This window comes from Microbulbifer maximicatervae (SeqCode) (assembly GCF_052467505.1).
The window spans coordinates 1,100,921-1,126,603 of the sequence record NZ_CP174313.1; the positions used below are offsets into that span (position 1 = coordinate 1,100,921).

Annotated in this window: 23 protein-coding genes; 15 read left to right on the top strand and 8 right to left on the bottom strand. The window is 50.1% G+C overall.

Annotated elements, in window-relative coordinates:
* Positions 1-17: 17 nt before the first annotated feature.
* The gene (locus ACJJIN_RS05015; protein ID WP_444897133.1) at positions 18-572 is read left to right on the top strand and encodes an RNA 2'-phosphotransferase; all 555 of its coding nucleotides are present in this window, start codon (positions 18-20) and stop codon (positions 570-572) included.
* A 167-nt stretch (positions 573-739) separates the two neighbouring features.
* Here ACJJIN_RS05015 and ACJJIN_RS05020 read toward each other — a convergent pair whose 3' ends face one another.
* Entirely contained in the window at positions 740-1,009 is a 270-nt protein-coding gene (locus ACJJIN_RS05020; RefSeq protein WP_444897134.1) for a DUF1330 domain-containing protein, read from the bottom strand.
* Positions 1,010-1,365: 356 nt separating this feature from the next.
* The gene (locus ACJJIN_RS05025; protein ID WP_444895065.1) at positions 1,366-2,316 is read right to left on the bottom strand and encodes an IS5 family transposase; all 951 of its coding nucleotides are present in this window, start codon (positions 2,314-2,316) and stop codon (positions 1,366-1,368) included.
* Between the two features lie 436 nt (positions 2,317-2,752).
* Here ACJJIN_RS05025 and ACJJIN_RS05030 point away from each other — a divergent pair, with 436 nt between their 5' ends.
* Positions 2,753-3,466, top strand: coding sequence for a hypothetical protein (locus ACJJIN_RS05030; RefSeq protein WP_444897135.1), 714 nt, complete (start codon positions 2,753-2,755; stop codon positions 3,464-3,466).
* An 83-nt stretch (positions 3,467-3,549) separates the two neighbouring features.
* Here ACJJIN_RS05030 and ACJJIN_RS05035 read toward each other — a convergent pair whose 3' ends face one another.
* Positions 3,550-3,927 carry a hypothetical protein gene (locus ACJJIN_RS05035; protein WP_444897136.1) on the bottom strand — a complete coding sequence of 126 codons (378 nt, stop codon included), beginning with the start codon at positions 3,925-3,927 and terminating at the stop codon, positions 3,550-3,552.
* 683 nt (positions 3,928-4,610) lie between these two features.
* On the opposite strand from ACJJIN_RS05035, the gene ACJJIN_RS05040 reads away from it, so the two are divergent.
* Both ACJJIN_RS05040 and ACJJIN_RS05045 read left to right on the top strand, forming a co-directional pair.
* Entirely contained in the window at positions 4,611-5,822 is a 1,212-nt protein-coding gene (locus ACJJIN_RS05040; protein WP_444897137.1) for a GMC family oxidoreductase, read from the top strand.
* Positions 5,731-6,573 carry a GMC family oxidoreductase gene (locus ACJJIN_RS05045; protein WP_444897138.1) on the top strand — a complete coding sequence of 281 codons (843 nt, stop codon included), beginning with the start codon at positions 5,731-5,733 and terminating at the stop codon, positions 6,571-6,573. The genes ACJJIN_RS05040 and ACJJIN_RS05045 overlap by 92 nt, the downstream gene beginning before the upstream one ends.
* A gap of 46 nt (positions 6,574-6,619) precedes the next feature.
* Here the strand turns inward: ACJJIN_RS05045 and asnS are convergent, their stop codons facing one another.
* From asnS to ACJJIN_RS05065, 4 genes are all read right to left on the bottom strand, one after another.
* Positions 6,620-8,026 carry an asparagine--tRNA ligase gene (asnS, locus tag ACJJIN_RS05050; RefSeq protein ID WP_444897139.1) on the bottom strand — a complete coding sequence of 469 codons (1,407 nt, stop codon included), beginning with the start codon at positions 8,024-8,026 and terminating at the stop codon, positions 6,620-6,622.
* A 199-nt stretch (positions 8,027-8,225) separates the two neighbouring features.
* Positions 8,226-8,699, bottom strand: coding sequence for a L,D-transpeptidase family protein (locus ACJJIN_RS05055; RefSeq protein WP_444897140.1), 474 nt, complete (start codon positions 8,697-8,699; stop codon positions 8,226-8,228).
* 167 nt (positions 8,700-8,866) lie between these two features.
* Entirely contained in the window at positions 8,867-9,055 is a 189-nt protein-coding gene (locus ACJJIN_RS05060; RefSeq protein WP_444897141.1) for a hypothetical protein, read from the bottom strand.
* Positions 9,036-9,164, bottom strand: a complete 129-nt coding sequence (locus tag ACJJIN_RS05065; RefSeq protein ID WP_444897142.1) for a hypothetical protein — start codon at positions 9,162-9,164, stop codon at positions 9,036-9,038. The genes ACJJIN_RS05060 and ACJJIN_RS05065 overlap by 20 nt, the downstream gene beginning before the upstream one ends.
* Before the next feature lie 264 nt (positions 9,165-9,428).
* On the opposite strand from ACJJIN_RS05065, the gene ACJJIN_RS05070 reads away from it, so the two are divergent.
* The 5 genes from ACJJIN_RS05070 to ACJJIN_RS05090 all read left to right on the top strand — a co-directional run bounded on the left by ACJJIN_RS05070 (position 9,429) and on the right by ACJJIN_RS05090 (position 14,844).
* Positions 9,429-11,063: an alpha/beta hydrolase gene (locus ACJJIN_RS05070; protein WP_444897143.1), complete on the top strand. Its 1,635-nt coding sequence runs from the start codon at positions 9,429-9,431 to the stop codon at positions 11,061-11,063.
* A 51-nt stretch (positions 11,064-11,114) separates the two neighbouring features.
* Positions 11,115-12,356 (top strand): lipoprotein-releasing ABC transporter permease subunit, encoded by a 1,242-nt coding sequence (locus ACJJIN_RS05075; protein ID WP_444897144.1) that lies wholly within the window; start codon positions 11,115-11,117, stop codon positions 12,354-12,356.
* Positions 12,357-12,417: 61 nt separating this feature from the next.
* Entirely contained in the window at positions 12,418-13,170 is a 753-nt protein-coding gene (gene lolD / locus ACJJIN_RS05080; protein WP_444897145.1) for a lipoprotein-releasing ABC transporter ATP-binding protein LolD, read from the top strand.
* A complete protein-coding gene (locus ACJJIN_RS05085; RefSeq protein ID WP_444897146.1) occupies positions 13,163-14,422 on the top strand; it encodes a lipoprotein-releasing ABC transporter permease subunit in 1,260 nt (419 codons plus the stop codon). The genes lolD and ACJJIN_RS05085 overlap by 8 nt, the downstream gene beginning before the upstream one ends.
* 50 nt (positions 14,423-14,472) lie before the next feature.
* Positions 14,473-14,844: a hypothetical protein gene (locus ACJJIN_RS05090; RefSeq protein ID WP_444897147.1), complete on the top strand. Its 372-nt coding sequence runs from the start codon at positions 14,473-14,475 to the stop codon at positions 14,842-14,844.
* Here the strand turns inward: ACJJIN_RS05090 and ACJJIN_RS05095 are convergent.
* The gene (locus ACJJIN_RS05095; protein WP_444897148.1) at positions 14,841-15,365 is read right to left on the bottom strand and encodes a DUF2062 domain-containing protein; all 525 of its coding nucleotides are present in this window, start codon (positions 15,363-15,365) and stop codon (positions 14,841-14,843) included. The genes ACJJIN_RS05090 and ACJJIN_RS05095 overlap by 4 nt on opposite strands.
* A 312-nt stretch (positions 15,366-15,677) precedes the next feature.
* Here ACJJIN_RS05095 and ACJJIN_RS05100 point away from each other — a divergent pair, with 312 nt between their 5' ends.
* The 6 genes from ACJJIN_RS05100 to ACJJIN_RS05125 all read left to right on the top strand — a co-directional run bounded on the left by ACJJIN_RS05100 (position 15,678) and on the right by ACJJIN_RS05125 (position 25,649).
* On the top strand, positions 15,678-16,358 hold the full coding sequence (locus ACJJIN_RS05100) for a GntR family transcriptional regulator (RefSeq protein WP_282932633.1): 681 nt from the start codon (positions 15,678-15,680) through the stop codon (positions 16,356-16,358).
* Between the two features lie 3 nt (positions 16,359-16,361).
* On the top strand, positions 16,362-17,240 hold the full coding sequence (gene prpB / locus ACJJIN_RS05105; RefSeq protein ID WP_444897149.1) for a methylisocitrate lyase: 879 nt from the start codon (positions 16,362-16,364) through the stop codon (positions 17,238-17,240).
* A gap of 110 nt (positions 17,241-17,350) precedes the next feature.
* On the top strand, positions 17,351-18,478 hold the full coding sequence (prpC, locus tag ACJJIN_RS05110) for a bifunctional 2-methylcitrate synthase/citrate synthase (protein WP_282932635.1): 1,128 nt from the start codon (positions 17,351-17,353) through the stop codon (positions 18,476-18,478).
* A 126-nt stretch (positions 18,479-18,604) separates the two neighbouring features.
* Positions 18,605-21,202: a Fe/S-dependent 2-methylisocitrate dehydratase AcnD gene (gene acnD, locus ACJJIN_RS05115; RefSeq protein ID WP_444897150.1), complete on the top strand. Its 2,598-nt coding sequence runs from the start codon at positions 18,605-18,607 to the stop codon at positions 21,200-21,202.
* 3 nt (positions 21,203-21,205) lie between these two features.
* Complete coding sequence (gene prpF, locus ACJJIN_RS05120; protein WP_444897151.1) at positions 21,206-22,384, top strand: 2-methylaconitate cis-trans isomerase PrpF; 1,179 nt, start codon at positions 21,206-21,208, stop codon at positions 22,382-22,384.
* Positions 22,385-23,009: 625 nt separating this feature from the next.
* Complete coding sequence (locus tag ACJJIN_RS05125) at positions 23,010-25,649, top strand: TonB-dependent receptor (protein WP_444897152.1); 2,640 nt, start codon at positions 23,010-23,012, stop codon at positions 25,647-25,649.
* Positions 25,650-25,683 lie beyond the last annotated feature (34 nt).

Sequence of the window (25,683 nt, forward strand, 5' to 3'; positions counted from 1 at the left end):
GTTGTGGAATATTAGAATTGAACAGAGATACTGAATTCAGTAGAGAGCTGAGTAGGATATCAAAATACTTCAGCTACCTGCTCAGGCATAAGCCTGAAGCCATCGGCTTGTTTATGGATGAGAATGGATGGGTGGCAGTTGATGAGTTGATTCAGAAAACTGTAGACTTTGAGCTAAACAGGGATTTGGTTTCTGTCGTTGTGGAAACCAATGATAAGCAGCGGTTTTCTATAAGTGATGATGGTCTTTCTATCAGAGCTAATCAGGGACATTCTGTAGATATTAATTTACATTTAAGCCCCCTTGAACCACCAGGTGCGCTTCTCCATGGCACTGCAGAGCGTTTTGTTGAAGATATCCTCGCGCAAGGACTGAAGAAAATGCAAAGGCATCATGTTCACTTGTTAGAATCTGAGGCTGTTGCTCGATCTGTTGGTGCCAGGTATGGCAAGCCCGTACTGTTAAGGGTGGAGGCTAAATCCATGCATCGAGATAGTTTTGATTTTTATCGCACTGCTAATAATGTGTGGCTGGTTGATCATGTGCCAGTCAAGTATATGAAGTTACTTTAAAGGCAGGGGTTATCAGTATTGTTATATGGGTACTGTTAGTGGAGGGATACTCTAGAGTCAGCTTATTTATAGAGGAAGAGCCATTGATCAAGATACACCCCTTGAATGGATAGGCCTATTGGGGGTGAAGATAGCTTTATAAATTTCTATGCCAAAATAAGGAATAATTATAATTTTTCTGTATACCAAATTTTTGGAGTCACAAGCACGCCAGCCTTCTTCTTGGCTTCTTCAAGTTCACTACTATTGACAAATTTAATGGCATGCTCCTTCGAAGGAAATTCATGGATCACGGTCACATTATGGTGATTATCAATTTCCCGGTATACGGATGTGGCAGTAGCACCCATTTGCTCAACTATAGGCATAAACTCCTTTAGCGCTCTGTGCCATTCGTTGAAGTCCTTAACATTTGCGTGTACAAATAGATGTATCATATGGATACCAGTTGGTCAGTAGATGCTGCGAGTTATACAACCTTGTGAATAGTTATAGTCGTTAGCTATTCAGGGTCAAGTTTTAAAAAGGTTCCCAATAGTAGCCTTTGGGCCGCAACGGAGATGTTTGGCAGGTAGTTGGGGGTTGGTTGTTATAATAGGCCTTTAAATTTATTAATTGTATGGAGTCAGGAGATTTGACTTAAGGACCCTCTGATCAACGAAGCATTTTTCCAGAATTAAGCTGAGCTGCTTGAAAAATTCACTTTATTACGCACAAACGCGTAATTTGCGCGTAATAGTCCACTAATTTTTCATCTGAAACCCTCAATAGGTGGATTTCAGGCGAACCACCCCTAGGCAGCCAAGTATTTTCTCCCTATTATTAAGTTGGTAAAGCCTGCCAGTAAGCACAGCCTCTCAGTATTTTTTACCAGTCCCCGATAGCGGACCTTGTCATAACCAAATACCCGTTTGATGTAGCGGAAGGGGTGCTCGACCTTCGCTCTTATCTGCGCCTTGATCTTTTCCGCTTTACGAAGTGCATCACGCCCTGGAAGAGTTTTTAGCTTGCTCGGCTTCATTGCTATATACCAATCCGCCTCCCGCTCTTTCAACTCTTCACGTTTCTCCGCACCAATGTACCCAGAGTCTCCCCAGATTCTTTTCTCCTCCCCGTGGAGAACTCGCTCTGTAGTTGTGACATCATGCGAATTCGCTGCTGTTGTATCTATGCTATGTATTACTCCGAGCACATCATCAACCCCGATATGCATTTTCATTCCAAAATGCCACTGATTGCCTTTCTTTGTTTGATGCATTTCTGGATCACGTTTTTTCTTTTTATTCTTGGTTGAAGTTGGCGCAGAGATAATAGTGGCATCTACAATCGTACCTTCACGCAGTACCATGCCATTCTCAGCAAGATGCTTGTTGATTTCATCAAAAAGAGCTGCACCTAGCTGATTGAGCTCCAGTAAGTGGCGAAAGTTAAGAATCGTTGTTTCATCGGGAATTGGGCCGCTCAAAGTCAATCCAGCAAAACTACGCATGGATTCAATTTCATACAGTGCATCCTCCATAGCGGGATCACTGAGATTATAAAATAGCTGCATGCAATGAATACGGAGCATGACACTCAATGGATATGGCTGTCGGCCACGTTTGCCTTGTGGATAGCAAGGAGTGATCTGAGCTTCTAGTCGCTGCCATGGGATGAGGGCTTCCATTTGAGAAAGAAACTTCTCTCGGCGAGTTATACGGCGCTTTAGCTTATATTCTGCTTCGGCAAAGGTGACTTGGTGCATAATTCATCGTAGTCTTGATGGGTAGGTGAATATTACCAATATTGGCTTGGAATTATTCAGAGGTTCCTTAAATAGTGTGGTTAGTAAACCGCTATCTTGTGGGTCAACCTTTGCCCCTTATTGCTTTGCCTACTTGCTAATTAAATCTACGGGAAAAGTACAAGCTCCGTATATTGCTATTTAATTCTTTGCGATGAGGTAAATCCAAATGGGTACGATTGTTTTGTTTTGGTTTTTTTATAAGGTTCCAGTCTAAAAATAGTAATTTTAACTTATTGATTAGCTTTTCTGAGTAAGTGTATATTTCTATTTATTCCTGCCCATTAATGAAAATAGATAGCCTGGCGGTGATTTTCGCAATGTGGCGTGTATCTACTGTGTTGAAATTTTCTGGTATCGGTAGATAGTGATACCAAGATTTTATTTTTAGTGCATATTGAAATTTGATTTTTTTCTGGGGGAGCTTATGGATCTGACTATTTCTATTTTAGGGCATGCACTTACAGCTATCGCGGCTCTTTTGGCAATTCATGGGAAGACATGGGATGAAACCCAAATTGGCCTGAAAAGGGTAACCAGGATAGGCGGTGTTGCAGCCGGGGTGGCAGTTGTTGGTCTGGCGCTTTCAATCTTTCAGACTATCGATAAGTATCAGGAAAAAGCTGCTTATAAGGAATATGCAATTTCAAAAATTGAAAAGGGGTGGAGCAATCTTTTTGTTCCCTTTGAGGCGCTCCACTACCAGGTGACAGGCTTGAAACCCAAAAAGGGGGAGCACCTGGAGTTTGCCGAGTTGGTATTGAAGGAAAATCTATTGGCCAGCTTTGATAAGGTGGACTTTAAAGAAGTTCATCGATTCCCCAAGTTTGGGACAGTTGGGAATATGGTTTGTGCGCAAACACTTTCAGGTATGGGGACGGTTTCCAGATATATTGAAGAGTACTCAGATCATTTGGATTTAGAAATCAAGGCTTCGGTAGAGGAGTTGCAGTTAATGCCTGCTTTTTCCACACTAATACGATTTGGTGGCTGTCCCGGTATTAAGGGGCGCTCAGTCAACGATCCTGATCGTTATCAGGGGAAATTTGATACTCCGGAAATGCGAGCTTACATCAGGAAGCTAATCGCATTTCAGAAATTAATAGGCTAGGGGGTAAGTACTTAGTGGAGAGATAGCAAAACGGCAGCTCAATAGCATACCGTTTTGCAGTCGGCCGTGATCAGGGTCATATATCAGACGGCTCGACCTTGCTTCTTGAATATTGTGATGGCGCTGATAGTGAGTTCCTTGACTAAAGCCTCAAATTTTTGCAACTGCATATTTCTAGCCGGAGCAATATTCAATAGGTGCTCGCTGACTTGAACGAGTTTCAACCCTTTTGGGGGGTGAATGTGGGCGGGAAATCTACAAACCCATCCTGTTAGTGGTAGTTTGTTGATAGCTTCTCTATCGAGAGCTTGAATTCCTTTGCCGTTGGCAATGATTACTTCGATATCATCAAGGTGGGTGGTATCAATGTTTTGTGGTTTTCTTGGTGTTGAGTTAGGTTTTCTAAAACTCTCGAGTTTTAAAAGTTCTTCGTAGGTGATATAGAGCTCTTTTCCAGACATTCTGATCTCCTTCTCACGGTCATCAACTAAAACTTGTGTCCGATGCTCCTGAGGATTTTGGGTTGAATCGGATCGCTTTTATTTTTTAGTGTTTATTAATCTAGTTGTTATTCCAAGAATCGCAATCAAATTCGATGATTGCATCATATAGACAGATTGATACTTTGGGCAATGTTTTAAGCTCTCAATAGGGGGGGCTAAGAATATTCCAGCGACTGATTGTGTAGAAAATTCACGAAAACCGCCATTGTGAGTTGAGTTTGTTACTTGCTGGACTGGGTAATTTATTATTTTAAGCGTTGGCGTAATGCTTAAAATAATAAACTGCCTTGCAGTTATTCAAATTTATTTATATTTCCTTTTTGAGGTGGTGCTTGAAGGTTTATCTGGTTGATTGAATTTTGGAGCGTGACCTCTGGTTTTGGCCAGCTTAATAACTCGTTTGCCTTTTATTTGATGCCTCACAGGTGCTTCTCTTCTGGGGTCTCCAGGTGGAGTGGGAGAGGTTTATTTAATTTCATTTAAGAAGTCTTGCGTCGATATATCTTTTAGGCATGTGATACATCCTGGCGCTGGTAAGTAGGTCGAGTTTTAGATTAAAGCAATCCCTGTAAGACAGAATTGCAAAAGCTGGCGTGCATAATGCTTATCTCGGATACAACCTATAAAAATGGATAAGCACTATGGAAGAGAAGGATTCGATTGACAAAAAAGTGTCGAGTAAAAAAATTAGCCGTAGAAATTTTACTAAAGGAGCGATGCAACTGGGTATTGCTGCCAGCGCGGCTTCAACAGGATTGGTTTCCGCTCTCTCAATGTTGGATCGGAATTTCTATGATCAATATGACTACGTGATTGTTGGGTCGGGTGCGGGTGGGGGGCCATTAGCGGTAAATTTAGCAAAGGCGGGATTTTCTGTTTTGGTGCTGGAAGCTGGTGCTGACGATCCTAGTGATGACACCCATAATATTCCAGCATGGCACCCCTTCGCGTCTGAAGACCCCAAATTGAGCTGGGACTTTTTTGTTAAGCATTATGCAGATATCAATCAGCAGAAACTGGACGAAAAATACGTTTCCGGGAAGGGAATCCTCTACCCACGGGCGAGTACTATCGGTGGTTGTACCACGCACCACGCACTGATTACGGTCTATCCACATAACAATGATTTTGACCGCATAGCACGGGATACAGGGGATATTTCCTGGGATAGCGCAAATATGCGGCGATATTTTGAGCGTTTAGAGCGTTGTGAATATGTGCCCCGCCCAATTTTCTCTAACCCATCCCGCCACGGTTTTGATGGTTGGCTGCCTACGAATCGCGGCAACCCCGCGTTATTGCTGGAAGACCCGGCGATCTTGAAAGTTGCCCAGGCTGCGCTGGCCAAATATGGGCTCGAAGGGGCCTTGGAAAAAATTATCAGCGGCAATCTTCGCCTGGATATCAATCATTGGGACGTGGCCAGTGGCCAGGAAGGGCCTTTTATCGCCCCTATGGCAGCAGATAGTCGAAACCGCCGTACCAGTGTGCGCGAATACCTCTTGGATACCCAGTCAGTTTACCCAAACTTGCTTCATATTCGTACAAATTCATTGGCAACTCGTGTGTTGTTTGAGGGGAATACTGCTGTTGGAGTGGAGTTTTTAGAGGGGGCGAGCCTGTATAAGGCAGACCCTTACCATGACGAAAGTGGTACTGCCGGAGTCTTAAGGCAAGTGCGGGCAAATCGCGAGGTTATCTTGTCTGGAGGGGCCTTCAATAGCCCGCAACTTCTCAAGTTGTCGGGAATTGGTCCCGCCCATGAGCTCCCGAGATCACGGCATAGAGCCCCTGGTAGATCTGCCTGGGGTAGGAGAGAACCTCCAGGATCGCTACGAGGTCGGAATCGTTAGTGAGATGAGTGAGGATCTTGCCCTTCTTAAAGATTGCACTTGGGGGGAGGGGAATGATCCTTGCTTAAATCGCTATCGCTATGGCTGGTTCAATCAGGGGCCCTACAGTGGAAATGGTCCAGTATTGTCTCTGGTCAAACGTTCCAAACCGGAGCTGGAAGATCCCGACTTGTTTATTTTCGGAGTGCCCTCCGATTTCCACGGATACTTTCCCGGGTACTCCCAGGCGTTGCGGGACTACAAAGACCGTTTCTCCTGGATTGTACTGAAAGGCCATACGAACAATACCGCCGGACGTGTGACACTGCAATCTGCTGATCCCAGGGATACGCCGGAAATCAACTTCCACTATTTTGGTGAGGGTAATGATGCTCTGGGAGAAGACCTTCAGGCAGTTGTTGAGGGGGTAAAAATTTCCAGGGATATTATGTCGGGCCCTATTGTGAGCAAGCAGGTCTCCAGGGAATTATTGCCCGGTAATGAGGTTCAATCAGATCAGCAAATTGGCGATTTTGTTAAGAACCAAGCTTGGGGGCATCACGCTTCCTGTTCCAATAAAATGGGGCCTGCCAGTGATCCTATGGCAGTTGTCGACAGTAAATTCCGGGTTCACGGCACCAATAATTTAAGGGTGGTGGATGCTTCGGTGTTCCCCCGAATCCCCGGTTTTTTCATTGTGGTGCCGGTCTATATGATCAGTGAAAAGGCGAGCGATGACATCATTGCTACAGCAACTGGGCTGAGCGCTTGAAGATTTGTATGTGAAATAAAAAGCCCCGCAACGCGGGGCTTTTTATTTAGAACGAGATGTTCTTCGGTGTGCGCGGGAAGGGGATTACATCGCGGATGTTGCCCATGCCGGTCACGTAGGACACGATGCGATCAAAGCCCAGGCCAAAGCCCGCATGAGGCACTGTACCGTAGCGGCGCAGGTCGCGGTACCAGTCCAGGTGTTCCTTGGGTACATTCATTTCATCCATACGCTCATCGAGCTTCTCCAAACGCTCTTCACGTTGGGCGCCGCCGATAATTTCGCCGATTCCCGGTGCCAGAACGTCCATTGCGGCAACGGTTTTGCCATCGTCGTTCATGCGCATGTAGAAGGCTTTAATGTCCTTCGGATAGTTCATCACGATAACTGGCTTTTTGAAGTGCTTCTCTGCCAGGTAACGCTCATGCTCAGAGGCCAGATCAATACCCCAGGATACGGGGAACTCGAACTTCTCTTTGCAGCTTTCCAGGATTTCAATCGCTTCGGAGTAGTTGATGCGGGCGAAATCGTTGTCGATGATATTCTCCAGGCGGCTGATAGCCTCCTTGTCGATGCGCTGAGCAAAGAAGGCCATATCATCGGCGCGCTCTTCCAGTACCGCCTTGGATACATACTTCAGCATTTGCTCGGAGAGATCGGCTACATCTGCCAGGTCTGCAAAGGCAACTTCCGGCTCAACCATCCAGAACTCTGCCAGGTGGCGAGTGGTATTGGAGTTTTCTGCACGGAAGGTGGGGCCGAAGGTGTACACCTTGGACATGGCCAGGCAGTAGCTCTCAACATTCAGCTGGCCGGATACAGTGAGGAAGCTCTCTTCGCCGAAGAAGTCCTTGCTGTAGTCCACCGCACCCTTATCTGTGCGCGGCAAGTTCTCCATATCCAGGGTACTGACCCGGAACATCTCGCCAGCACCTTCACAGTCAGAAGCGGTGAGAATTGGGGTGTGCACGTAGAGGAAGCCGTTCTCGTGATAAAAACGGTGAATCGCTTGGGCGATACAGTTACGTACGCGGGCTACGGCACCACTGACATTGGTGCGCGGGCGCAGGTGAGCGTGTTCGCGCAAGTGCTCCATAGTGTGGCGCTTGGGGGACATGGGATAGGTATCCGGGTCTTCCACCCAGCCGACAACCTGGACTTCGGTGGCGAGCAGTTCGATAGACTGACCCTTGCCTTCGGATGGTTTGATGGTACCGAGGATATCTACCGCGCAGCCGGTAGTCAGGCGCTGCACTTCTGACTGGTAATTGTGCAGGTGATTCTCAGCAACGACCTGGATCGGATCAAAGCAGCTGCCGTCATGTACGGCCAGGAAAGAGAGGCCGGCTTTGGAGTCGCGGCGGGTTCTGATCCAGCCTTGAACGCGGACTTCTTCGCCCTCGCGACCGCTGGATTTCAATAGGCTATCTACGGATTCGACTTTTACTGTCATTTTCTATCGGTTTCTCATTAGTCCGGAAGGTGGTGTTCTGTCAGCTTGCCTAAAAGTTGACCACCCCACCAAGGTGAAGTTACGGCGGGCATATTGACTGGTTGTAGAGGGGAAATCCAGTCCCTTGGCTATCGGGCAGTTCTTCAAAATCTCCCTAAGGACTTTGAAGAGCTGTTATGGCCTCTATCTTGGTGATGTTTCACCAGCGGATTGCAATGGGGGTGCCGATTTTTACGAGTGCCATAAACTCATCCATCTCGTCATTGGTAAGGGCAATACAACCATCAGTCCAGTTAAAACGTTGGGTGATTGGAGCGAGCCAGCCGAGTCGATTGCGCTGGCCATGGACCATAATGAAGCCACCTGGCGAGACTCCTCGAGCCTCAGCTTGAGCGCGGTCTTCGGCATTGGGATAGGAAATATGCATTGCCCGATAATAAGAGGAGTTTTCTTTTTTATAGTCCAGCGTGTAGTGTCCCTCGGGGGTTTTTTCATCGCCTTCCTGCTGCTTGTGTCCTTGGGGGTGCCCGCCGAAGGCTACATGGTAGCTCTTTATAACCTTGTCGCCATCGAGCAAGTGCATTTTGTTTTCGGACTTAATCACTTCCACCAGGGTGACTTCAGCCTGGGCAATGGTGGTTAGTACAAAAAGCAGAATGGTGATATAGCGCACAGCTTGTAACTCCAGTTGGAGGTGGTTGCTTCAGGTTACTGTGACCTTAAATTTCCGAATCAGCAAAAGGGCGGGGCTGAATTATCTTGCAGCTGCAGCTAGAGTGGGGTGCTTCACTTTGGGTAAGGCAGGCAGCTTCAGTTGAGTGCCTGCCAAGATGCGCTAGATCAGCCGCTGGGTTTTTTCACTGTGTGTAGGACGGTGTCCTGCTCAAAGAAAACATAGAACTCGCCGTATTCCCAGCGCGTGATAGCCGGTTCGCCAATTGGCCCCTCAATACCAAGGGGTTCTCCCAGGCGTGAGGTCACATCATGTTTTTTAAGCCCACGGACTTCTTCAATGGTGAGCTTCCCCACCCTGGGTGCCTACGGGTACTTCAATGGTTGTCGCCTGGGCGCCAAAAGTAAGAAGTAGAGCCATTGAGCCAGCGAGACAATTTAATCCGCTGCGGAGTCTGCTGAACATTTTTTGTTCTCCGATGTAGATGTTCCATTAGCCGTCCCATTAAAACAGAATTTCCGCCAATGCTCCTGTTATTCTTCACGTTTTCGCGCCAAGAATAGAAATAAATGCGCCTCTTTGGAATGTTAGGTGCCATGAGTTGATGGCTAAATTCTTGCAGCGCTACTACTTCGAATTTTGATGCGATTTAACAGAAGACGGCTTGGCTGGCTGTATCGGCGCCTATGCTAGGCTGTTAATTATGCTTGGCTTGTCGAGCGGACAAGAATGAGGCTGGTTAATACCTTTTCAATTCTCGGCCTTCTTATTGGTTCTATCTGCTTTGCGCTCTCCCTTACGCCATCCCTTATTCCTCGCAGTGATGTAATGCAGGGAATACTGGGCGGCGTCGCATTCTTTGTCGGCTATGTTTTCGGGGTTTTTCTGTGCTGGCTTTGGAAATACCTGGGTATCCCCAATCTGCCGATTTCCACATGGCAAAGACGTCTATTTGATCGAAGTGTATTGGCTGTGTGTCTCCTTCTTTTTCTTGTTTCTCTCTGGCAGGGAGTGAAGTGGCAGAACTCTATCCGCGCCCTTATGGGTATGGAGCAGGTTGGTACCGTAGAGCCTATTACGATCGCTGTAATATCTCTCCTCATGTTCCTGGTGTTGTGGTGCCTGGGAAAAGGGTTTCAGCGAATAGTTCTCCTGGTGGCCTGCTATGTGGAGCAGCATGTGCCCGAGCGAGTGGCGATGCTTGTGGGTGTGTTGGCGGCTGTGCTTCTTTACTGGGCTGTTTTTAATGGGGTGCTGTTGAAAGCAGGTTTGCATGTGATTTCATCGACCTATCAGCGGCTAGATAATTCTTATGCGAAGAGTATTCCCCCTCCGGCAGACCCCAATCTTCCTGGTGGCGCCAATTCGCTGATCAAGTGGGATGACATTGGCAATCAAGGGCGCCGGTTCTTAACGCTGGGGCCGACAGAGGAAGAAATAAAAGAGGTGGCTGGTTCTGCAGTACAGCCCATCAGGGTTTTCGTTGGGCTTGATAGTGCTTCGACGCCCATGAAGAGCGCTCAGTTGGCGCTGGAGGAATTAAAGCGGGTTGGTGCATTCAGGCGTGAAATCTTATTAGTGGCAACTCCAACCGGCGCCGGCTGGGTTGATCCCGGTGCTGTAAATTCTTTAGAGTTTTTGTATCGAGGTAATACCGCCACTGTTGCGGCGCAGTACTCCTATCTATCCAGCCCGATAGCGCTGATGGCGGATGATTCTGAGGGGCTCGAGTCGGCGCGAGCATTGTTTAAGGTCATTTATGATTATTGGGCTGAGTTGCCTGAAGATGAGCGGCCCCGAGTTTACTTGTTTGGCCTCAGTCTTGGCGCTCAACTTTCTGAAGACTCCTTCGACTTTTATGACATTATCGATGACCCAATTGATGGAGCCCTTTGGGCTGGGCCGCCCCTCGGTGTAGGCATGTGGAACCGGATTGTCAGAAATCGAGATCCGGGCACTCCCGCCTGGCTACCAGAGTTCAAAGGGGGAGAGGTGGTGCGTTTTGGTAATCAGTACGGAGGCTATATTGGTCGTGAGCCTTGGGGTGAGTTCAGGATTGCATTTCTGCAGCACGCCAGTGACCCGATTGTCTTCTTTAGTGTGCGCTGGGCGCTGGAAAGGCCCGATTGGTTGAAGCATCCCAGAGGACCTGATGTATCGCCGGATCTCCAGTGGTACCCTCTAGTTACCGGATTGCAGCTACTGGCAGACTTAAACGTAGGGCTGGCTCCGTTATCTTTTGGCCATCGGTATACCCCGTGGGGATACACCTTGGCATGGCTCGCCCTTACAGAGCCAGAGGAGTGGGATGAAGAGGCGTTGAAACGCCTGAAGGCCCAGCTCAAGACTTACAACGTTCGGTAAACTTGCCTAAATCTTTGGATTTCCTGACGTTTTTCCGTTTAAATCGACCCTATGTTAAAACCTGTCCCCCTATTTATTGGTCTGCGCTACGTGGCTGCCCGCCGCAGGCAGCAGTTTATTTCCTTTATCAATGGCTTTTCTCTACTGGGAATGGCCCTTGGAGTTTTTGCGTTGATTGTTGTCGCTTCTGTTATGAACGGCTTCGATCGTGAGCTTAAAACCCGAATACTAAGTGTTGTACCTCACGGCTTTGTCGAGCGGGAAGGCGGCCTTGTGGACTGGGAGACACCTGCACGGCAGTTGGAAGCTCAGCCACATGTCGAAGCGACCAGCCCTTTTGTGAATGGCTACGCCCTCTTGAGTGCTCATGGCAGCAGTCACGGTGCCCAGTTCCAAGGTGTGGAACCGCAAGCGCTGCGCAAGGTGTCTACCGTCGGTGAGCATATGGTGATGGGTAACCTGGACTTGCTCGAGCCCCGCAGCTATGGGGTGGTTCTGGGGCGAATCCTTGCCCATCAGCTCAATGTGATTCCCGGAGATTCGGTAATACTGACCCTGCCAGAAGTCAGCGTGACCCCTGCTGGTATATTCCCCAGAACAAAGCGTTTCACGGTTGCCGGTGTTTTCTCTGTGGGTGCGCAGGTGGATCAGAATGTTGCGCTGATCAATATTGAAGATGCTGCACGCTTGACCCGGATGACGGGTAAGGTCCAGGGATTGCAGTTGCGCTTTGATGATATGGACAACGCACTGGGGCTTGTTTCTGTCTATGCAAATGAGCTGGGCGAGGGTTTTCAGGGTGAAGATTGGGGGGATTCCCAGGGAAGTCTTTTCCAGGCAGTTAAAATGGAGAAGACTGTTGTCACGTTGATGCTGATGATCATTGTCGCCGTGGCCGCATTCAATATTGTCTCCGCATTAGTACTGATGGTTGCGGATAAGCGCTCCGATATTGCAGTGTTGCGAACATTGGGGCTGACCTCCCGTCAGATTATGGCGGTATTTGTGATTCAGGGCAGTGCCATTGGCATTATCGGCGCTTTTGCCGGTGCTGTTTTAGGCATCGTGATAGCGATGAACCTGACTGAAATGGTGAGCTGGATTGAGTCGGTAGTAGGCGCCAAGATATTTGATCCCCGTGTTTTCTTTGTTAGTTACCTGCCTTCTGAATTCCGTGTCGGCGATGCAGTGGTGGTGTTAACGGCGGCAATTTGTATGAGCCTGCTGGCAACGATATTTCCTGCCTGGCGAGCGGCACAGATTGAGCCGGCGGAAGCTTTGCGTTACGAATAATTTATATAAGTCGGCCTGTTTTGGTGTGATTTATAGATGTTGAGAGACAGCGAATAATTTGATGAACAGTCGAGTGGAAATAGATACGGAAAAAGCGCAGCCAGCTCCGGCCCCGGATGGTGCTGTTTTGGCTTGTCGGCAATTGCGCAAACATTATCGCCAGGGAGGTCGGGACCTGGAGGTTCTGAGTGGTGTTGAGCTTGAGGTAAAGCGGGGTGAGAAATTGGCCATCGTCGGCGCTTCCGGCTCTGGTAAATCGACACTGCTCAACTTGCTTGGTGGCCTCGATACCCCAAGCTCCGGTGAGGTCTGGGTTGCGGGTAAGAATCTCGCTGAACTCAACGCCAATGAGCGGGGCTGGTTGAGAAATAGCAGTCTCGGTTTTGTATACCAGTTTCACCATTTGCTTAACGAGTTTTCCGCCCTGGAAAATGTCGCCATGCCATTACTGATCGGCAAGCGTTCAGTTGCCGAAGCCCGCATAGAGGCCGAGGCGATGCTCACGGCGGTAGGCCTGGGTGAGCGCATGGGGCACAAGCCATCACAGCTTTCTGGCGGTGAACGGCAACGGGTGGCCATTGCCCGGGCACTGGTGACAAGGCCTGCCTGTGTTTTGATGGATGAACCCACCGGCAATCTGGATCGGGCTACGGCGGCAGAGATCCATAAATTGATGGATCGCTTGAATCAGGAGATGGGAATTAGCTTTGTGATTGTTACCCATGACCCGGATCTGGCGGCAGCCCTGGATCGCTGTCTGCATCTGATCGATGGTCGGCTGACTGCTGACTGGCACCAGGGTGATCATGTTTAAGCCTCTTCCCGCCTATATTGGGCTTCGCTATGCCGGTGCCCAGCGCAGAAATGACGATTCGGCCGGTTTGGTCTCATTCATTTCCGGTTTATCGATGATTGGTTTGATCCTCGGTGTCGCCTTGATGATTGTGGTGATGTCGGTGATGAATGGTTTTGACCGGGAGTTGCGCGAGCGAATCCTGGGAATCATGCCCCATGTCACTATTTACAATGGGAGCCCTGATGTGGATTGGGCCCAGTTGCGCCAACAGTTGGTTTCCGACCCTGCGGTTCTTTCTGCTGCAGAAGTGTGGCAGGTCAATGCGCTTGCCAGGCGTGGGGCTGAAGTGACGCCGCTGTTGGTGCAGGGGGTCAACCCGGAGACAATTACCGAAGTCTCCAATATCGGGGACTTCCTTGAATCCTCATCCTTCGATGCCTTGCTTGACCCGTCTGAACCGGGTGTGGTTCTGGGTAAAGGGCTCGCTGAAAAGTTGGGGGTTGAGGCGGGTGATTACCTTTCTCTGATTGTGCCAAATAACGATAGTGCCACCGGTGCACGCAAGGCAGCCAGGGTTGCTGGATTTAAAGTGGCGCAGGTTTTTCACTCTGGCACTGTATTGGACCAATCTCTCGCCCTGGTTGCCTGGCAGCAGGCCAGGGCTCTGGCTGGAGGTGGCGGTGGGGCAGGGGTCCAGTTACGGGTCAATGAAATGCTCGAGGCCAACTGGATTATGCGGCGTCTTCTGCAAGACCTGCCTCGGGGCAATTTCTACGGCACTGATTGGAGCCGAACCCACGGCAACCTCTACCAGGCTATTCAGATGTCCCGCAACCTGGTGGGGTTACTGGTTTTCCTGATTATTGCGATTGCCGCCTTTAATGTGGTTTCCACTTTGGTAATGGTGGTTATCGATAAGCATGCTGATATCGCCATCCTCCGTACTATGGGTGCCAGTACCCGACAGATTTTACTGACTTTTGTGAGTCAGGGGGCGCTGGTCGGGCTTGTGGGGGCTGTAGTTGGTGGTGCGTTGGGGGTGTTGGGCTCGCTGACGGTGACCAAATTGGTAGCGGGGCTGGAATCAATGCTCGGCATCCAGTTCCTAAAGTCTGATGTCTATCCCGTGGATTATTTGCCGTCCCAGTTGGTGTGGGGAGACGTGGCACTGGTTGTGGCGGCGGGCTTTCTGCTTAGCTTGCTGGCAACTTTGTATCCGGCGCTTAAGGCCAGTCGGGTTCAGCCGGCAGCAGCTTTGCGCAATGAGTAAGTCGGGCCGGGTTTTTGGGTAGGGTCTCAATTTTTAGAAGATATCTACCGGTGCCCGCCGCATTTTTGGCTTGGGTGCTGGCTGCCTGTTTTACCTTGATGCTGGATGGGTGGTACCTAAGGGTTTTTTGTCCGCCTGATATGCGTAGTGGTTCTGTTTGCTACGCAGAGGGGTGGGAGATCTGGCCCATTTGGATTGTTTCACTGGGAGTGGCACTTTCAGCGTTTATGGTGGTGTGGGCGGCCGCGTTGGCTGCGGCCACAGCCAAAATTAAGGTGGCCCGCAAGGCTTTATTTGTTGGAGCTATTGCAGCTCTGGCGCTGGGTGCTCTTACCGAGTATTACCTGCAGGCATTGCTGGCAATCGCCTCAGGGGCTTTTGCCTGTTGGTGCCTGCAGAGGGATTACAGTGGGAAAAATTAACTGACCGCTGATCGCCTTTGGATTCGCAGTTTCCATCTTTTCACAACATGCCAGCGCCAGAGGGCACGCATGGCAAAATAGGCCACTGTCGCAAAGAATACCCCGGCAATCAGAGAACCGGTAAATAGTGGCAGCCAGATCTTCCCGACTTCACTAGTCAACCATTCCCACGACAGTTCGATGCTGAAATCCACCGGTGGCGCCCCTAGAACCCAGGCGCCGAGCTTGTAAGTGCTAAAGAAAATAGCCGGCATGGTGATTGGGTTGCTGATCCATACAAGAATCATCGACAAAGGTAGATTGCAGCGCAGCCAAAGTGCGAGCAGGGCGGCAATAACCATTTGCCCTGGCAAGGGGAGGAAGCTGGTAAATACGCCAACCGCAAATGCGACCGAGACTGAGTGTCGATTCAAATGAAAAAGGTTGGGGTCGTGGAGAAGAGTCCCCAGAAATTTGAGGCCGTTGTTGGCTCTAACTTCTTCGGGGCTTGGCAGCCATCGCCTGATAATACTCTTCGGCATAACTCTGTCTGTAACCTGGGTGGTGGCAGCCTAAAACAAGCGCTGTTCCGAGGCCTGGATATTCTTTCTGTGGGATTTTCCCTAAGCCCCAAATAAAGCATAGAGCGCTCGCGTTAGTCGAACAGGCTCATCTGGCGCGGGCGCTATTATGCCCACTTAAACATGGCAAGACTACTGCTCTGTTGAAAGTCACCTATTTTGCCCTATTGTCAACAATCCTTAATGTTTAATCGTAGATGCCTGCAGTTGACGAGAGAATGCTGGTGATTTAATGTCATGCCCCATTAAGATTGTCGACAATCCAGGTCTTGCATGACTGTAGTTGGTACTGCCGGTTCAGCTTCAGAGGAGCGTCAAAGCCTTGCTGAACGCTTATTTCTGACTTTGCGCGCTGAAATTGTGGAGGGGCAAATCGCCTCTGGCAGCAAAATTAGCGAGCCGGAACTGGCGCGCCGCTTTAATGCCAGTCGCGGGAGTTTGCGCGAAGCAGTGATGCGCCTGGAGTCTTTGGGGCTGCTGGAACGTAAGGTCAATGTCGGAGCCCGGGTTGTAGAGTTAAGTGAGCGCGGCTTACTGGAACTCTATGAAGTTCGCGAAGCCCTCGAGGGTATGGCTTGCCGTCTGGCAGCGGAACAGCGCACCGAGGAAGACCTGGTCGAGCTGCGCCAAATGCTCTATCACCATGAGCAGCAGGAAGAGCTGCAGGCCGGTAAGGCGTACTTCCAGCCGGAAGGGGATTTTGATTTTCATTTCCGTATCGTGCAGGCATCAAAGAATGATCTTCTGATCGATACCCTGTGCAATCGACTTTATTACCGTGTTCGTATGTATCGCTACCAGTTGGGGATGGCCAGTCCCCGGGCCCAGCGGGCTTTCCGCGAGCACAACCATATTATTGAGGCCATTGAGGCCGGGGATGGTGAGCTGGCGGAGCTGTTAATGCGCCGGCATATCCGCGCCTCGAGAATAAACATTGAAAAGAAACTGAGGTAGAGCATGAGCCAAAAGCCTTCTGCTGGCGCGCGTTTCCGCGCTGCACTCGCCGAGAATCAACCGCTGCAAGTGGTTGGTACCATCAACGCCTATTCCGCCATTATGGCCGAACGTATTGGTCACAAGGCGATTTACCTGTCTGGCGCCGGTGTTGCCAACGCCTCCTACGGTCTGCCGGACTTGGGTATGACCAGTCTCGATAATGTACTGGAGGATGTGCGCCGTATAACTGCTGCCAGTGAGTTGCCGCTTTTAGTGGATGTCGATACTGGTTGGGGCGGCGCTTTCAACATTTCCCGCACCATTAAAGAGATGATCCGCGCTGGTGCCGCTGCGGTACACATCGAAGATCAGGTAGCTCAGAAGCGCTGTGGCCATCGCCCGAATAAAGAGATTGTTTCCAAGCAGGAGATGGTCGACCGTATCAAAGCGGCAGTAGATGCCCGTACCGATGATGATTTCTTTGTAATGGCCCGCACCGATGCCTTTGCGCAGGAAGGGCTCGATGCGGCTATTGAACGCGCCCAGGCTTGTATTGAGGCTGGCGCCGACGGCATTTTCGCGGAAGCGGTTACTGAGCTGGAGCACTATCGTGCCTTTAAAGACGCGCTAAATGTGCCGATTTTGGCGAATATTACCGAGTTTGGTAAAACCAAGCTGTATAACGCCAAAGATTTGGGCGAAGCGGGCGCAGATATCGTACTGTATCCACTGTCGGCGTTCCGTGCGATGAACCGCGCGGCGGAAAACGTTTATACCAGCATCCTGCAAAATGGCGATCAGCAAGCGGTTGTCGACACCATGCAGACCCGTGAGGAGCTGTACGATTACCTGAATTATCACGAGTTTGAGCAGAAGCTGGACGAACTTTTCAATAAGTAGGCATTACGGAGTTATTCAGAGGCTCCCAAGCTGCCCGGTGCGAAAGCCGGGCGCTGCGCTTTCAATTGGATGAATACAGCAAATGTGTATACAACAGGGGAAATAAGAAGATGGTAGAGAAAGCATTGGGCGGTGCTGGTCTGCGCGGCCAGGTAGCAGGTAAAACTGCACTTTCCACAGTGGGTAAATCCGGTTCCGGCCTGACTTACCGCGGTTACGATATTAAAGATCTGGCCCAGCACTGTGAGTTTGAAGAAGTTGCCTACCTGATTTTCTATGGGGAATTACCCACTGAGGGAGAGCTGGCGGAATACAAGGCGCTGCTGAAAGCCAAGCGTGGCCTGCCGCAGGCATTAAAAGAAGTGCTTGAGCGCATTCCGGCTGATGCCCATCCAATGGATGTAATGCGCACCGGTTGTTCCATGTTGGGTAACCTGGAAGGTGAAGAATCCTTCGCCCAGCAGTTGGATAAAGCCAATCGCCTGCTGGCCGCATTCCCCTCCATAATCTGCTATTGGTACCGTTTCACCCACGACAATGTACGCATCGAAACTGAAACCGATGACGACAGCATTGGCGGCCACTTCCTGCATATGCTGCGCGATGAGAAACCCAATGAACTGCACGAGCAGGTCATGAACGTTTCCCTGATTCTGTATGCAGAGCACGAATTTAACGCGTCTACTTTTACCGCTCGCGTTTGTGCTTCCACTTTGTCCGATCTGTTCAGCTGCATCACCGGTGCTATCGGCACCCTGCGTGGTCCTCTGCATGGTGGTGCCAACGAAGCGGCAATGGAACTGATCGAGCGTTTCGCCAATCCAGACGAAGCAGAGAAAGAACTGCTGGGCATGCTGGAGCGCAAAGAGAAGATTATGGGTTTCGGCCACGCCATTTACCGCGAGTCCGACCCGCGCAATGAGATTATCAAAGGCTGGTCTGAAAAGTTGGCTGAAGATGTTGGTGATACCGTGCTGTACCCGGTATCTGTTCGCTGTGAAGAAGTGATGTGGCGCGAGAAAAAATTGTTCTGTAATGCAGACTTCTTCCACGCTTCCGCGTATCACTTTATGGGTATTCCCACAAAATTGTTTACCCCGATTTTTGTAATGTCCCGGGTTACCGGCTGGGCTGCACATGTATTCGAGCAGCGCGCTGATAACCGCATTATTCGCCCGAGTGCAGAGTACGTAGGTGTTGAGCCCCGTACAGTAACTCCAATCGCTGAGCGCGGTTAATTTTCATTTCACTTTTGAAATGAGGCACACCCGGTGTGCCGGCTCCAGGTTGCCTTTGGTGAGTGGCCTGGAGCCACCCTCAGAAGAGACACGATTTTAAAAAAAGATTCGACTGATTTACCTGCTATGAATACTGATTACCGCAAATCACTGCCCGGTACAGACCTCGATTATTTCGATACCCGAGCCGCTGTTGACGCGATCCAGCCCGGAGCCTATGCCAAACTGCCGTATACCTCACGTATTCTGGCGGAAAACCTGGTGCGTCGCTGCGAGCCGGCAAAACTGACCGACTCCCTGAAACAGATTATTGAGCGCAAGCGCGAGTTGGACTTCCCTTGGTTTCCAGCCCGAGTGGTGTGCCACGACATCCTCGGCCAAACCGCGCTGGTAGACCTGGCTGGTCTGCGCGATGCCATTGCCGATAAAGGCGGTGATCCCGCCAAGGTAAATCCAGTTGTTCCCACCCAGTTGATTGTGGATCACTCCCTCGCGGTAGAGCACCCCGGATTTGAGAAGGATGCTTTTGAAAAAAATCGTGCGGTAGAGGAGCGTCGTAACGAAGATCGCTTCCACTTTATCAATTGGACCAAAACCGCATTTGAAAACGTCGATGTGATTCCCCCCGGTAACGGCATCATGCACCAGATCAATCTGGAGAAAATGTCTCCGGTGGTGCAGGTGCGCGAGGGCGTGGCCTTCCCGGATACCTGTGTCGGTACCGATAGCCACACGCCGATGGTAGACGCTCTGGGTGTGATTTCTGTGGGTGTTGGCGGCCTGGAAGCTGAGAGCGTGATGCTTGGCCGCGCCTCTTATATGCGTCTGCCGCATATTGTTGGAGTGGAACTCACCGGAAAGTTGCAGCCGGGTATTACTGGTACCGACTTGGTATTGGCTCTCACTGAATTCCTGCGCCGCGAGCGCGTGGTCGGCGCCTACCTGGAGTTTTACGGTGAGGGGGCTTCCAACCTGACCCTGGGCGATCGCGCCACTATTTCCAATATGACTCCAGAGTATGGTGCTACTGCGGCCATGTTCTCTATCGATGAGCAAACCATCGACTACCTCAAACTCACCGGCCGCGATGATGAGCAGGTAGCTTTGGTAGAGAAGTTTGCCAAAGAGACGGGCCTCTGGTCTGACACCTTGAAGGATGCCGAATACGAGCGCGTACTGAAGTTTGACCTGGATACAGTAGGTCGCAACCTTGCTGGCCCCTCCAACCCCCACGCGCTGCTGCCGGCCTCAGAACTGGCTAATCGTGGAATCGCTAAAGCCTGGGAAGAGAAAGCCGGTGAGATGCCCGATGGTGCTGTGATTATTGCTGCGATTACCAGCTGCACCAATACCAGCAACCCGCGCAATATGATTGCCGCAGGCCTGATTGCCCGCAATGCGAACAAGCTCGGCCTGACCCGTAAGCCCTGGGTCAAGTCATCCCTGGCACCGGGTTCCAAAACGGTAAAAATGTATCTGGAAGAGGCCGACCTGCTACCGGATCTGGAGCAGATGGGTTTCGGCGTAGTGGCTTTCGCCTGCACCACCTGTAACGGCATGAGCGGTGCCCTGGACCCGAAAATCCAGCAGGAAGTGATCGACCGCGATCTGTATGCCACTGCAGTCCTGTCCGGAAACCGCAACTTCGACGGTCGTATCCACCCCTATGCCAAGCAGGCTTTCCTGGCTTCACCGCCGCTAGTCGTTGCCTACGCTATTGCCGGCACCATCCGGTTCGATATCGAAAAAGATGCGCTGGGATACGATGGGGAAGGCAACCCGATTACCCTGAAAGATATTTGGCCCAGCGATGAAGAGATCGATGCGATCGTACGTCAGAGCGTGAAGCCACAGCAGTTCCGCGATGTGTATATTCCCATGTTTGAAGAGCGGGATGCCGCAGAAGAGCAGGGCCACGCACTCTACGACTGGCGCCCGATGAGCACCTATATCCGCCGCCCACCTTATTGGGAAGGTGCCCTGGCAGGCGAGCGCAGTTTGAAGGGCATGCGCCCTCTGGCGGTGCTGGGTGACAATATCACTACCGACCACTTGTCTCCGTCCAATGCCATTCTGGCCAGCAGTGCTGCCGGTGAATACCTGGCGAAAATGGGATTGCCGGAGGAGGACTTTAACTCCTACGCGACCCACCGCGGCGACCACCTCACTGCCCAGCGTGCAACTTTCGCCAATCCGAAGCTACTCAACGAAATGGTGCGCGATGATAACGGCGAGGTCCGTCAGGGCTCCCTGGCTCGTGTCGAGCCGGAAGGACAGGTTACCCGTATGTGGGAAGCCATCGAGACCTATATGGATCGCAAGCAGCCGCTGATTATCATTGCGGGTGCCGATTATGGGCAGGGCTCCTCCCGTGACTGGGCTGCGAAAGGTGTGCGCCTTGCGGGTGTGGAAGCGATTGTGGCCGAAGGCTTCGAGCGAATTCACCGCACCAACCTGATCGGTATGGGTGTACTGCCGCTGGAGTTTAAGCCGGGCACTACCCGTGAAACCCTGGGTATCGACGGTACCGAGAGTTTCGACGTAATCGGTGAGCGCACTCCCCATGCCACGCTGACCTTGCTTATCCACCGTGCCAATGGTGAGACGATTGAGGCTCCTGTTACCTGTCGTTTGGATACCGCAGAAGAAGTTTCCATTTATGAGGCTGGGGGTGTTTTGCAGCGCTTTGCCAAAGACTTCCTCGAAGCAGAAGCGACGGTCTGAGTTATGAAGTTTGCTCCTCAAGTAAAAATCCCCGCGACTTATATGCGCGGGGGAACCAGCAAGGGCGTTTTCTTCCGCTTGCAAGATCTGCCCGAAGTTGCACAAGTGCCGGGGCAGGCCCGTGACAACTTGCTGCTGCGCGTGATTGGCAGCCCGGATCCCTACGGTAAGCAGACCGATGGTATGGGTGGCGCTACTTCAAGCACCAGCAAAACGGTAATTTTATCGCCCAGCGATAAAGCCGATCACGATGTGAACTACCTGTTTGGTCAGGTTTCCATCGATAAGCCGTTTGTTGATTGGAGTGGTAACTGCGGCAATCTCACCGCCGCCGTGGGTGCCTTTGCCATCAATAGCGGTTTTGTAGAGCCCGACAGAGTGCCAGAAAATGGCATCTGCACCGTGCGCATCTGGCAGGCCAATATTGGTAAGACCATTGTTGCCCATGTACCTATGACCAATGGTGAAGTTCAGGAAACCGGGGACTTTGAGCTGGACGGAGTGACGTTTCCGGCGGCTGAAGTGGAGGTGGAATTTATGGACCCTGCCGACGGTGAGGGTGCCATGTTTCCTACCGGTAACCTGATCGATGATCTGGAAGTGCCCGATGTAGGTGTGCTCAAGGCCACCATGATCAATGCTGGCATTCCGACAATTTTCGTCAATGCAGAAGATATTGGCTACACCGGCACTGAATTGCAGGATGCCATTAATGGTGACAGCAAAGCACTGGCGATGTTTGAGAGCATTCGCGTTCACGGTGCGGTAAAGATGGGATTAGTTTCTACCATTGAAGAAGCAGCCAATCGCCATCATACCCCCAAGGTTGCTTTTGTCACTAAACCGCAGGATTACACTGCATCCAGTGGCAAGGCAGTGGCATCTTCCGAGGTTGATCTCCTCGTGCGCGCCTTATCTATGGGCAAGTTGCACCACGCCATGATGGGCACGGCAGCAGTAGCTATTGGCACCGCTGCGGCGATCCCGGGCACTTTGGTTAACCTTGCAGCTGGCGGGGGGGAACGCAACTCTGTTTGCTTCGGTCACCCATCGGGTACCTTACGTGTGGGTGCTCAAGCCAAAGAGGTCGATGGTCAGTGGACTGCTACCAAGGCCATTATGAGTCGCAGCGCCCGAATCCTAATGGAAGGTTGGGTGCGAATACCTGGCAATAGCTTTTAGGACTTTGGTGATTTCTTTACAGGGGGCCTTTTGGCCCCTTTTTATTTCCTACTGTAAAAATGATTAGGAATCGGTTTTACATTTTTACTCCAATCAAATTTAATATTCCGTATATATTTAAATTAATAGGCGAATATTAATCTCAGTAATCCTGACAATAACTTTTTTTCCGGTTTTCCTGTGTTTTCCGGTAGGTTTTTATCTGAGAAAAAAGGCTGTGTTTTTATCATTGTGAGACAGGGCTTGCCTTAATAGTCACATCTAGGTCTGTTTAGATATAGCCTTTATTGCTCAGCGTACGTATATTTAAGGCCTGCTGTTGGGATGCGAGGCTTTGGGTGAGCAAGCAGATAGACTCTAAAAAATCCCCAATATTCGTAGAAAGCTGGTGTATGAATCCTACGGTTTCAGTACTTACTTGACTTGCTGGTCGCAGCTAGTGGCAACAAATTGTGAACTAGTCCTCTTTGTCCTAGTCGCGATCCGCTCTATCGTATCTGAGTTTCTTACGTCCCTTCTTTTTGAGATTTTAGCCTAGCCGCCGTACTGCCGACGGCCCTATGGGATGGCCATTCATTAAAAAATAAATGTGGCTTTCCTTTTGCAGCAGATTGGAGAGACATCAATGAGAATTAAAAAACCACTTACCTTTGCAATTGCAATGGCAAATGTCGCGGTAGTGTCGGCTTGGGCTCAGGAAGATAGCCAACAGGATGACGATTGGGCGCTGGAAGAAGTAACGGTTACCGCAACCAAGCGCGAAACCAACCTGATGGAAACCCCCGTAGCAATCAGTGCATTTACACAGGAAGAGCTGGACCGTCAGGGTATTAAAAATATTAAGGACCTGGGCAACACTATCCCCAATGTGGATATCGGCTACGATGCCTCCCAGTCTTCCCCAGTAATTTCCATGCGTGGTGTTCGCTCTACAAACACCAGTGAATTGGGTGATCCGGCGGTAGGGTTACACTTTGACGGCATTTACTCAGCGCGCCCCCAGTCTGCAATGGCAATGATGTTTGACTCCGAGCGGGTTGAAGCCATGCGCGGACCTCAGGGTACCCTATATGGACGCAACTCTACCGTTGGTGCCATAAACGTTCTCTCCAAGAAGCCAGTAATCGACGAATTTGAAGGCAACGTCGGCGTAGAATACGGTAGCTGGGATCGAGAAATGGTAAGAGGGGTGATCAACATACCCGTCTCCGACACCTTTGCTCTTCGTGTATCTGCCATGAGCGAAACACGGGACTCCTACCTTACTGGTTACTACGATGCTAACCAATATGACAATCGTTATTTCAGCGCGGATAGTCTAGGCGCAACCCCTCTCGCTGATGATGCTGAGCGTACATTTATTCAAAGCAATAACTGGTGGACATCTGAGGATGTTTCTCTGGTAAAAGCCGACCCTGAAGACTTCTACGGTAATGTTGATCAACAGGCGATTCGTATTGGCGCCTTGTGGGAGCCAACAGAGGATATTTCCTGGTACACCGTTGTCGAACATTATCAGGATCAAAGTGCCGGTGGTATTAATACCATTGACTGTGAAAAGGCCGCGAAGCGGACAGATGAAACAACTTGTGAAACTTATTATGGTCCTGGTGCTGACGAGTACACAGTAGCAGTAAACGTTCCCGGCAAGCTTGACCTGACTATGGATGCATTCCGTTCCAACTTCCGTTGGGATTTTAGTGACAGCATGGCGTTTGTATATAATACAGGTTATGCGGTACAGAATCGCAGTAACTTGATTGATGCTGATGCTGGTCGCAATAGTTGGGATATGAGCATGAGCATCACTGATGCAGAAAATGTCTCATACTCTCATGAGCTACAGCTGCAATCTACTGATGATGGCCCCCTTGAGTGGATCACAGGTCTATTCTATTTTCATGAGTCTAACGACCTGAATGGCTATTTCTTGGCATCACTGGATAATTCCGTTTTCTGGCGTCAACCGGAGAGAAATGTTGATGCACTTGGGGCATTTGCTCAGGCGACTTATAGCCTCACAGACACTCTGCACCTCACATTTGGCACTCGCTATACTTATGATGAAAAAAGTGATGAGGGGGGTAATAACCTAAGTTGCCGCCGTGATTGGTCACTGGATACTGAAATAACTGGCGAATACGGGTGTTTTCCTGCTTATAACCATCCGACCTTCAGTGAGCTACCCTCCGACTACTTTGCGGATGACTCCATTTATTCCATCGATACTTACAATGATGTCGATGATAATTGGGAAAATGTCGATTATCGTCTTGGGGTCGATTACGATCTGACTGACGATATAATGCTCTATGCTTATTTCGCAACCGGGTTTAAGTCTGGTGGCTTGGGTGATGTTGTTTACAAATACGCGCAGGACCCTGAGACTGCCGAAGATATTCTCGATGCAGATGGCAATCGTGTTGTAGAGCAAACTTTTAAAACCAACTATGATGAAGAAACGGTTGACACCTGGGAGTTTGGGGCCAAAGGTAGTTTCCTCGATGGTCGCTTGAATCTTGCCGGTACATTCTTTTTCTCAAAATATAAAGATATGCAGCTGGCCGCTCCAGATGTTGCCTATACGTTTTTGGTGAGAGAGGTTGATGATGCAGGCGAACTTACAGGGGAAATCACTTCAGAACCCGCGGTAATTTATCGAACCAAGAATGCTGCGCATTCAGAAATTAAAGGATTTGAGTTTGAATTTGACTGGGCTCCGTATCCAAATGGCCATATCAGTGGTTTTGCAACTTGGATGCGAACAGAGATCACGTCCGATTTCGTAAACCGCTGGAACTATAACAACCCATCACTGTTTGAGATTACTGATTGGGCTGCGGCTCATGATGACAGCAACCCTGAGCTCTACCGTAACCTGAAGGGTAACGAACTGCCGGTATCGCCTCAGTACAGTTTCACTATTAACTACGACCATACCTTTGAGCTGGCTCACGGTGGCGCAATTATTCCGTTCATCAGTGTTCACTGGGAAGATAAGTCATACCTGACCTTCTGGAATGTTGACAAGCATGACTTCCCGGTTGGTGATACCTCTGCATTTGATGATAGCCGTGATCCGTTCTGGATGATTAATGCTTCCATTAAGTACGTAAGCCCCGACGATCAGTGGAATGTTGAAGCTTATGGTTATAACCTGACCGATGAAGTTATTCCGTACTACGCGGAAGGTAGCGATGCACTGGTGTCTGGACCATTCTCTACCCCAGCTAACTATGGTGTACGTTTCAACTACAACTTCTGAGTAGTTATTGCTACTCCATAATAAAAAAGCCGGA

Coding starts and splice junctions, on each gene's coding strand:
- ACJJIN_RS05020 (WP_444897134.1), bottom strand. CDS start 1,009: ATGATACATCTATTTGTACACGCAAATGTTAAGGACTTCAACGAATGG.
- ACJJIN_RS05025 (WP_444895065.1), bottom strand. CDS start 2,316: ATGCACCAAGTCACCTTTGCCGAAGCAGAATATAAGCTAAAGCGCCGT.
- ACJJIN_RS05035 (WP_444897136.1), bottom strand. CDS start 3,927: ATGTCTGGAAAAGAGCTCTATATCACCTACGAAGAACTTTTAAAACTC.
- ACJJIN_RS05040 (WP_444897137.1), top strand. CDS start 4,611: ATGGAAGAGAAGGATTCGATTGACAAAAAAGTGTCGAGTAAAAAAATT.
- ACJJIN_RS05045 (WP_444897138.1), top strand. CDS start 5,731: ATGAGCTCCCGAGATCACGGCATAGAGCCCCTGGTAGATCTGCCTGGG.
- asnS (WP_444897139.1), bottom strand. CDS start 8,026: ATGACAGTAAAAGTCGAATCCGTAGATAGCCTATTGAAATCCAGCGGT.
- ACJJIN_RS05065 (WP_444897142.1), bottom strand. CDS start 9,164: ATGTTCAGCAGACTCCGCAGCGGATTAAATTGTCTCGCTGGCTCAATG.
- ACJJIN_RS05070 (WP_444897143.1), top strand. CDS start 9,429: ATGAGGCTGGTTAATACCTTTTCAATTCTCGGCCTTCTTATTGGTTCT.
- ACJJIN_RS05075 (WP_444897144.1), top strand. CDS start 11,115: ATGTTAAAACCTGTCCCCCTATTTATTGGTCTGCGCTACGTGGCTGCC.
- lolD (WP_444897145.1), top strand. CDS start 12,418: ATGAACAGTCGAGTGGAAATAGATACGGAAAAAGCGCAGCCAGCTCCG.
- ACJJIN_RS05085 (WP_444897146.1), top strand. CDS start 13,163: ATGTTTAAGCCTCTTCCCGCCTATATTGGGCTTCGCTATGCCGGTGCC.
- ACJJIN_RS05095 (WP_444897148.1), bottom strand. CDS start 15,365: ATGCCGAAGAGTATTATCAGGCGATGGCTGCCAAGCCCCGAAGAAGTT.
- ACJJIN_RS05100 (WP_282932633.1), top strand. CDS start 15,678: ATGACTGTAGTTGGTACTGCCGGTTCAGCTTCAGAGGAGCGTCAAAGC.
- prpB (WP_444897149.1), top strand. CDS start 16,362: ATGAGCCAAAAGCCTTCTGCTGGCGCGCGTTTCCGCGCTGCACTCGCC.
- prpC (WP_282932635.1), top strand. CDS start 17,351: ATGGTAGAGAAAGCATTGGGCGGTGCTGGTCTGCGCGGCCAGGTAGCA.
- acnD (WP_444897150.1), top strand. CDS start 18,605: ATGAATACTGATTACCGCAAATCACTGCCCGGTACAGACCTCGATTAT.
- prpF (WP_444897151.1), top strand. CDS start 21,206: ATGAAGTTTGCTCCTCAAGTAAAAATCCCCGCGACTTATATGCGCGGG.
- ACJJIN_RS05125 (WP_444897152.1), top strand. CDS start 23,010: ATGAGAATTAAAAAACCACTTACCTTTGCAATTGCAATGGCAAATGTC.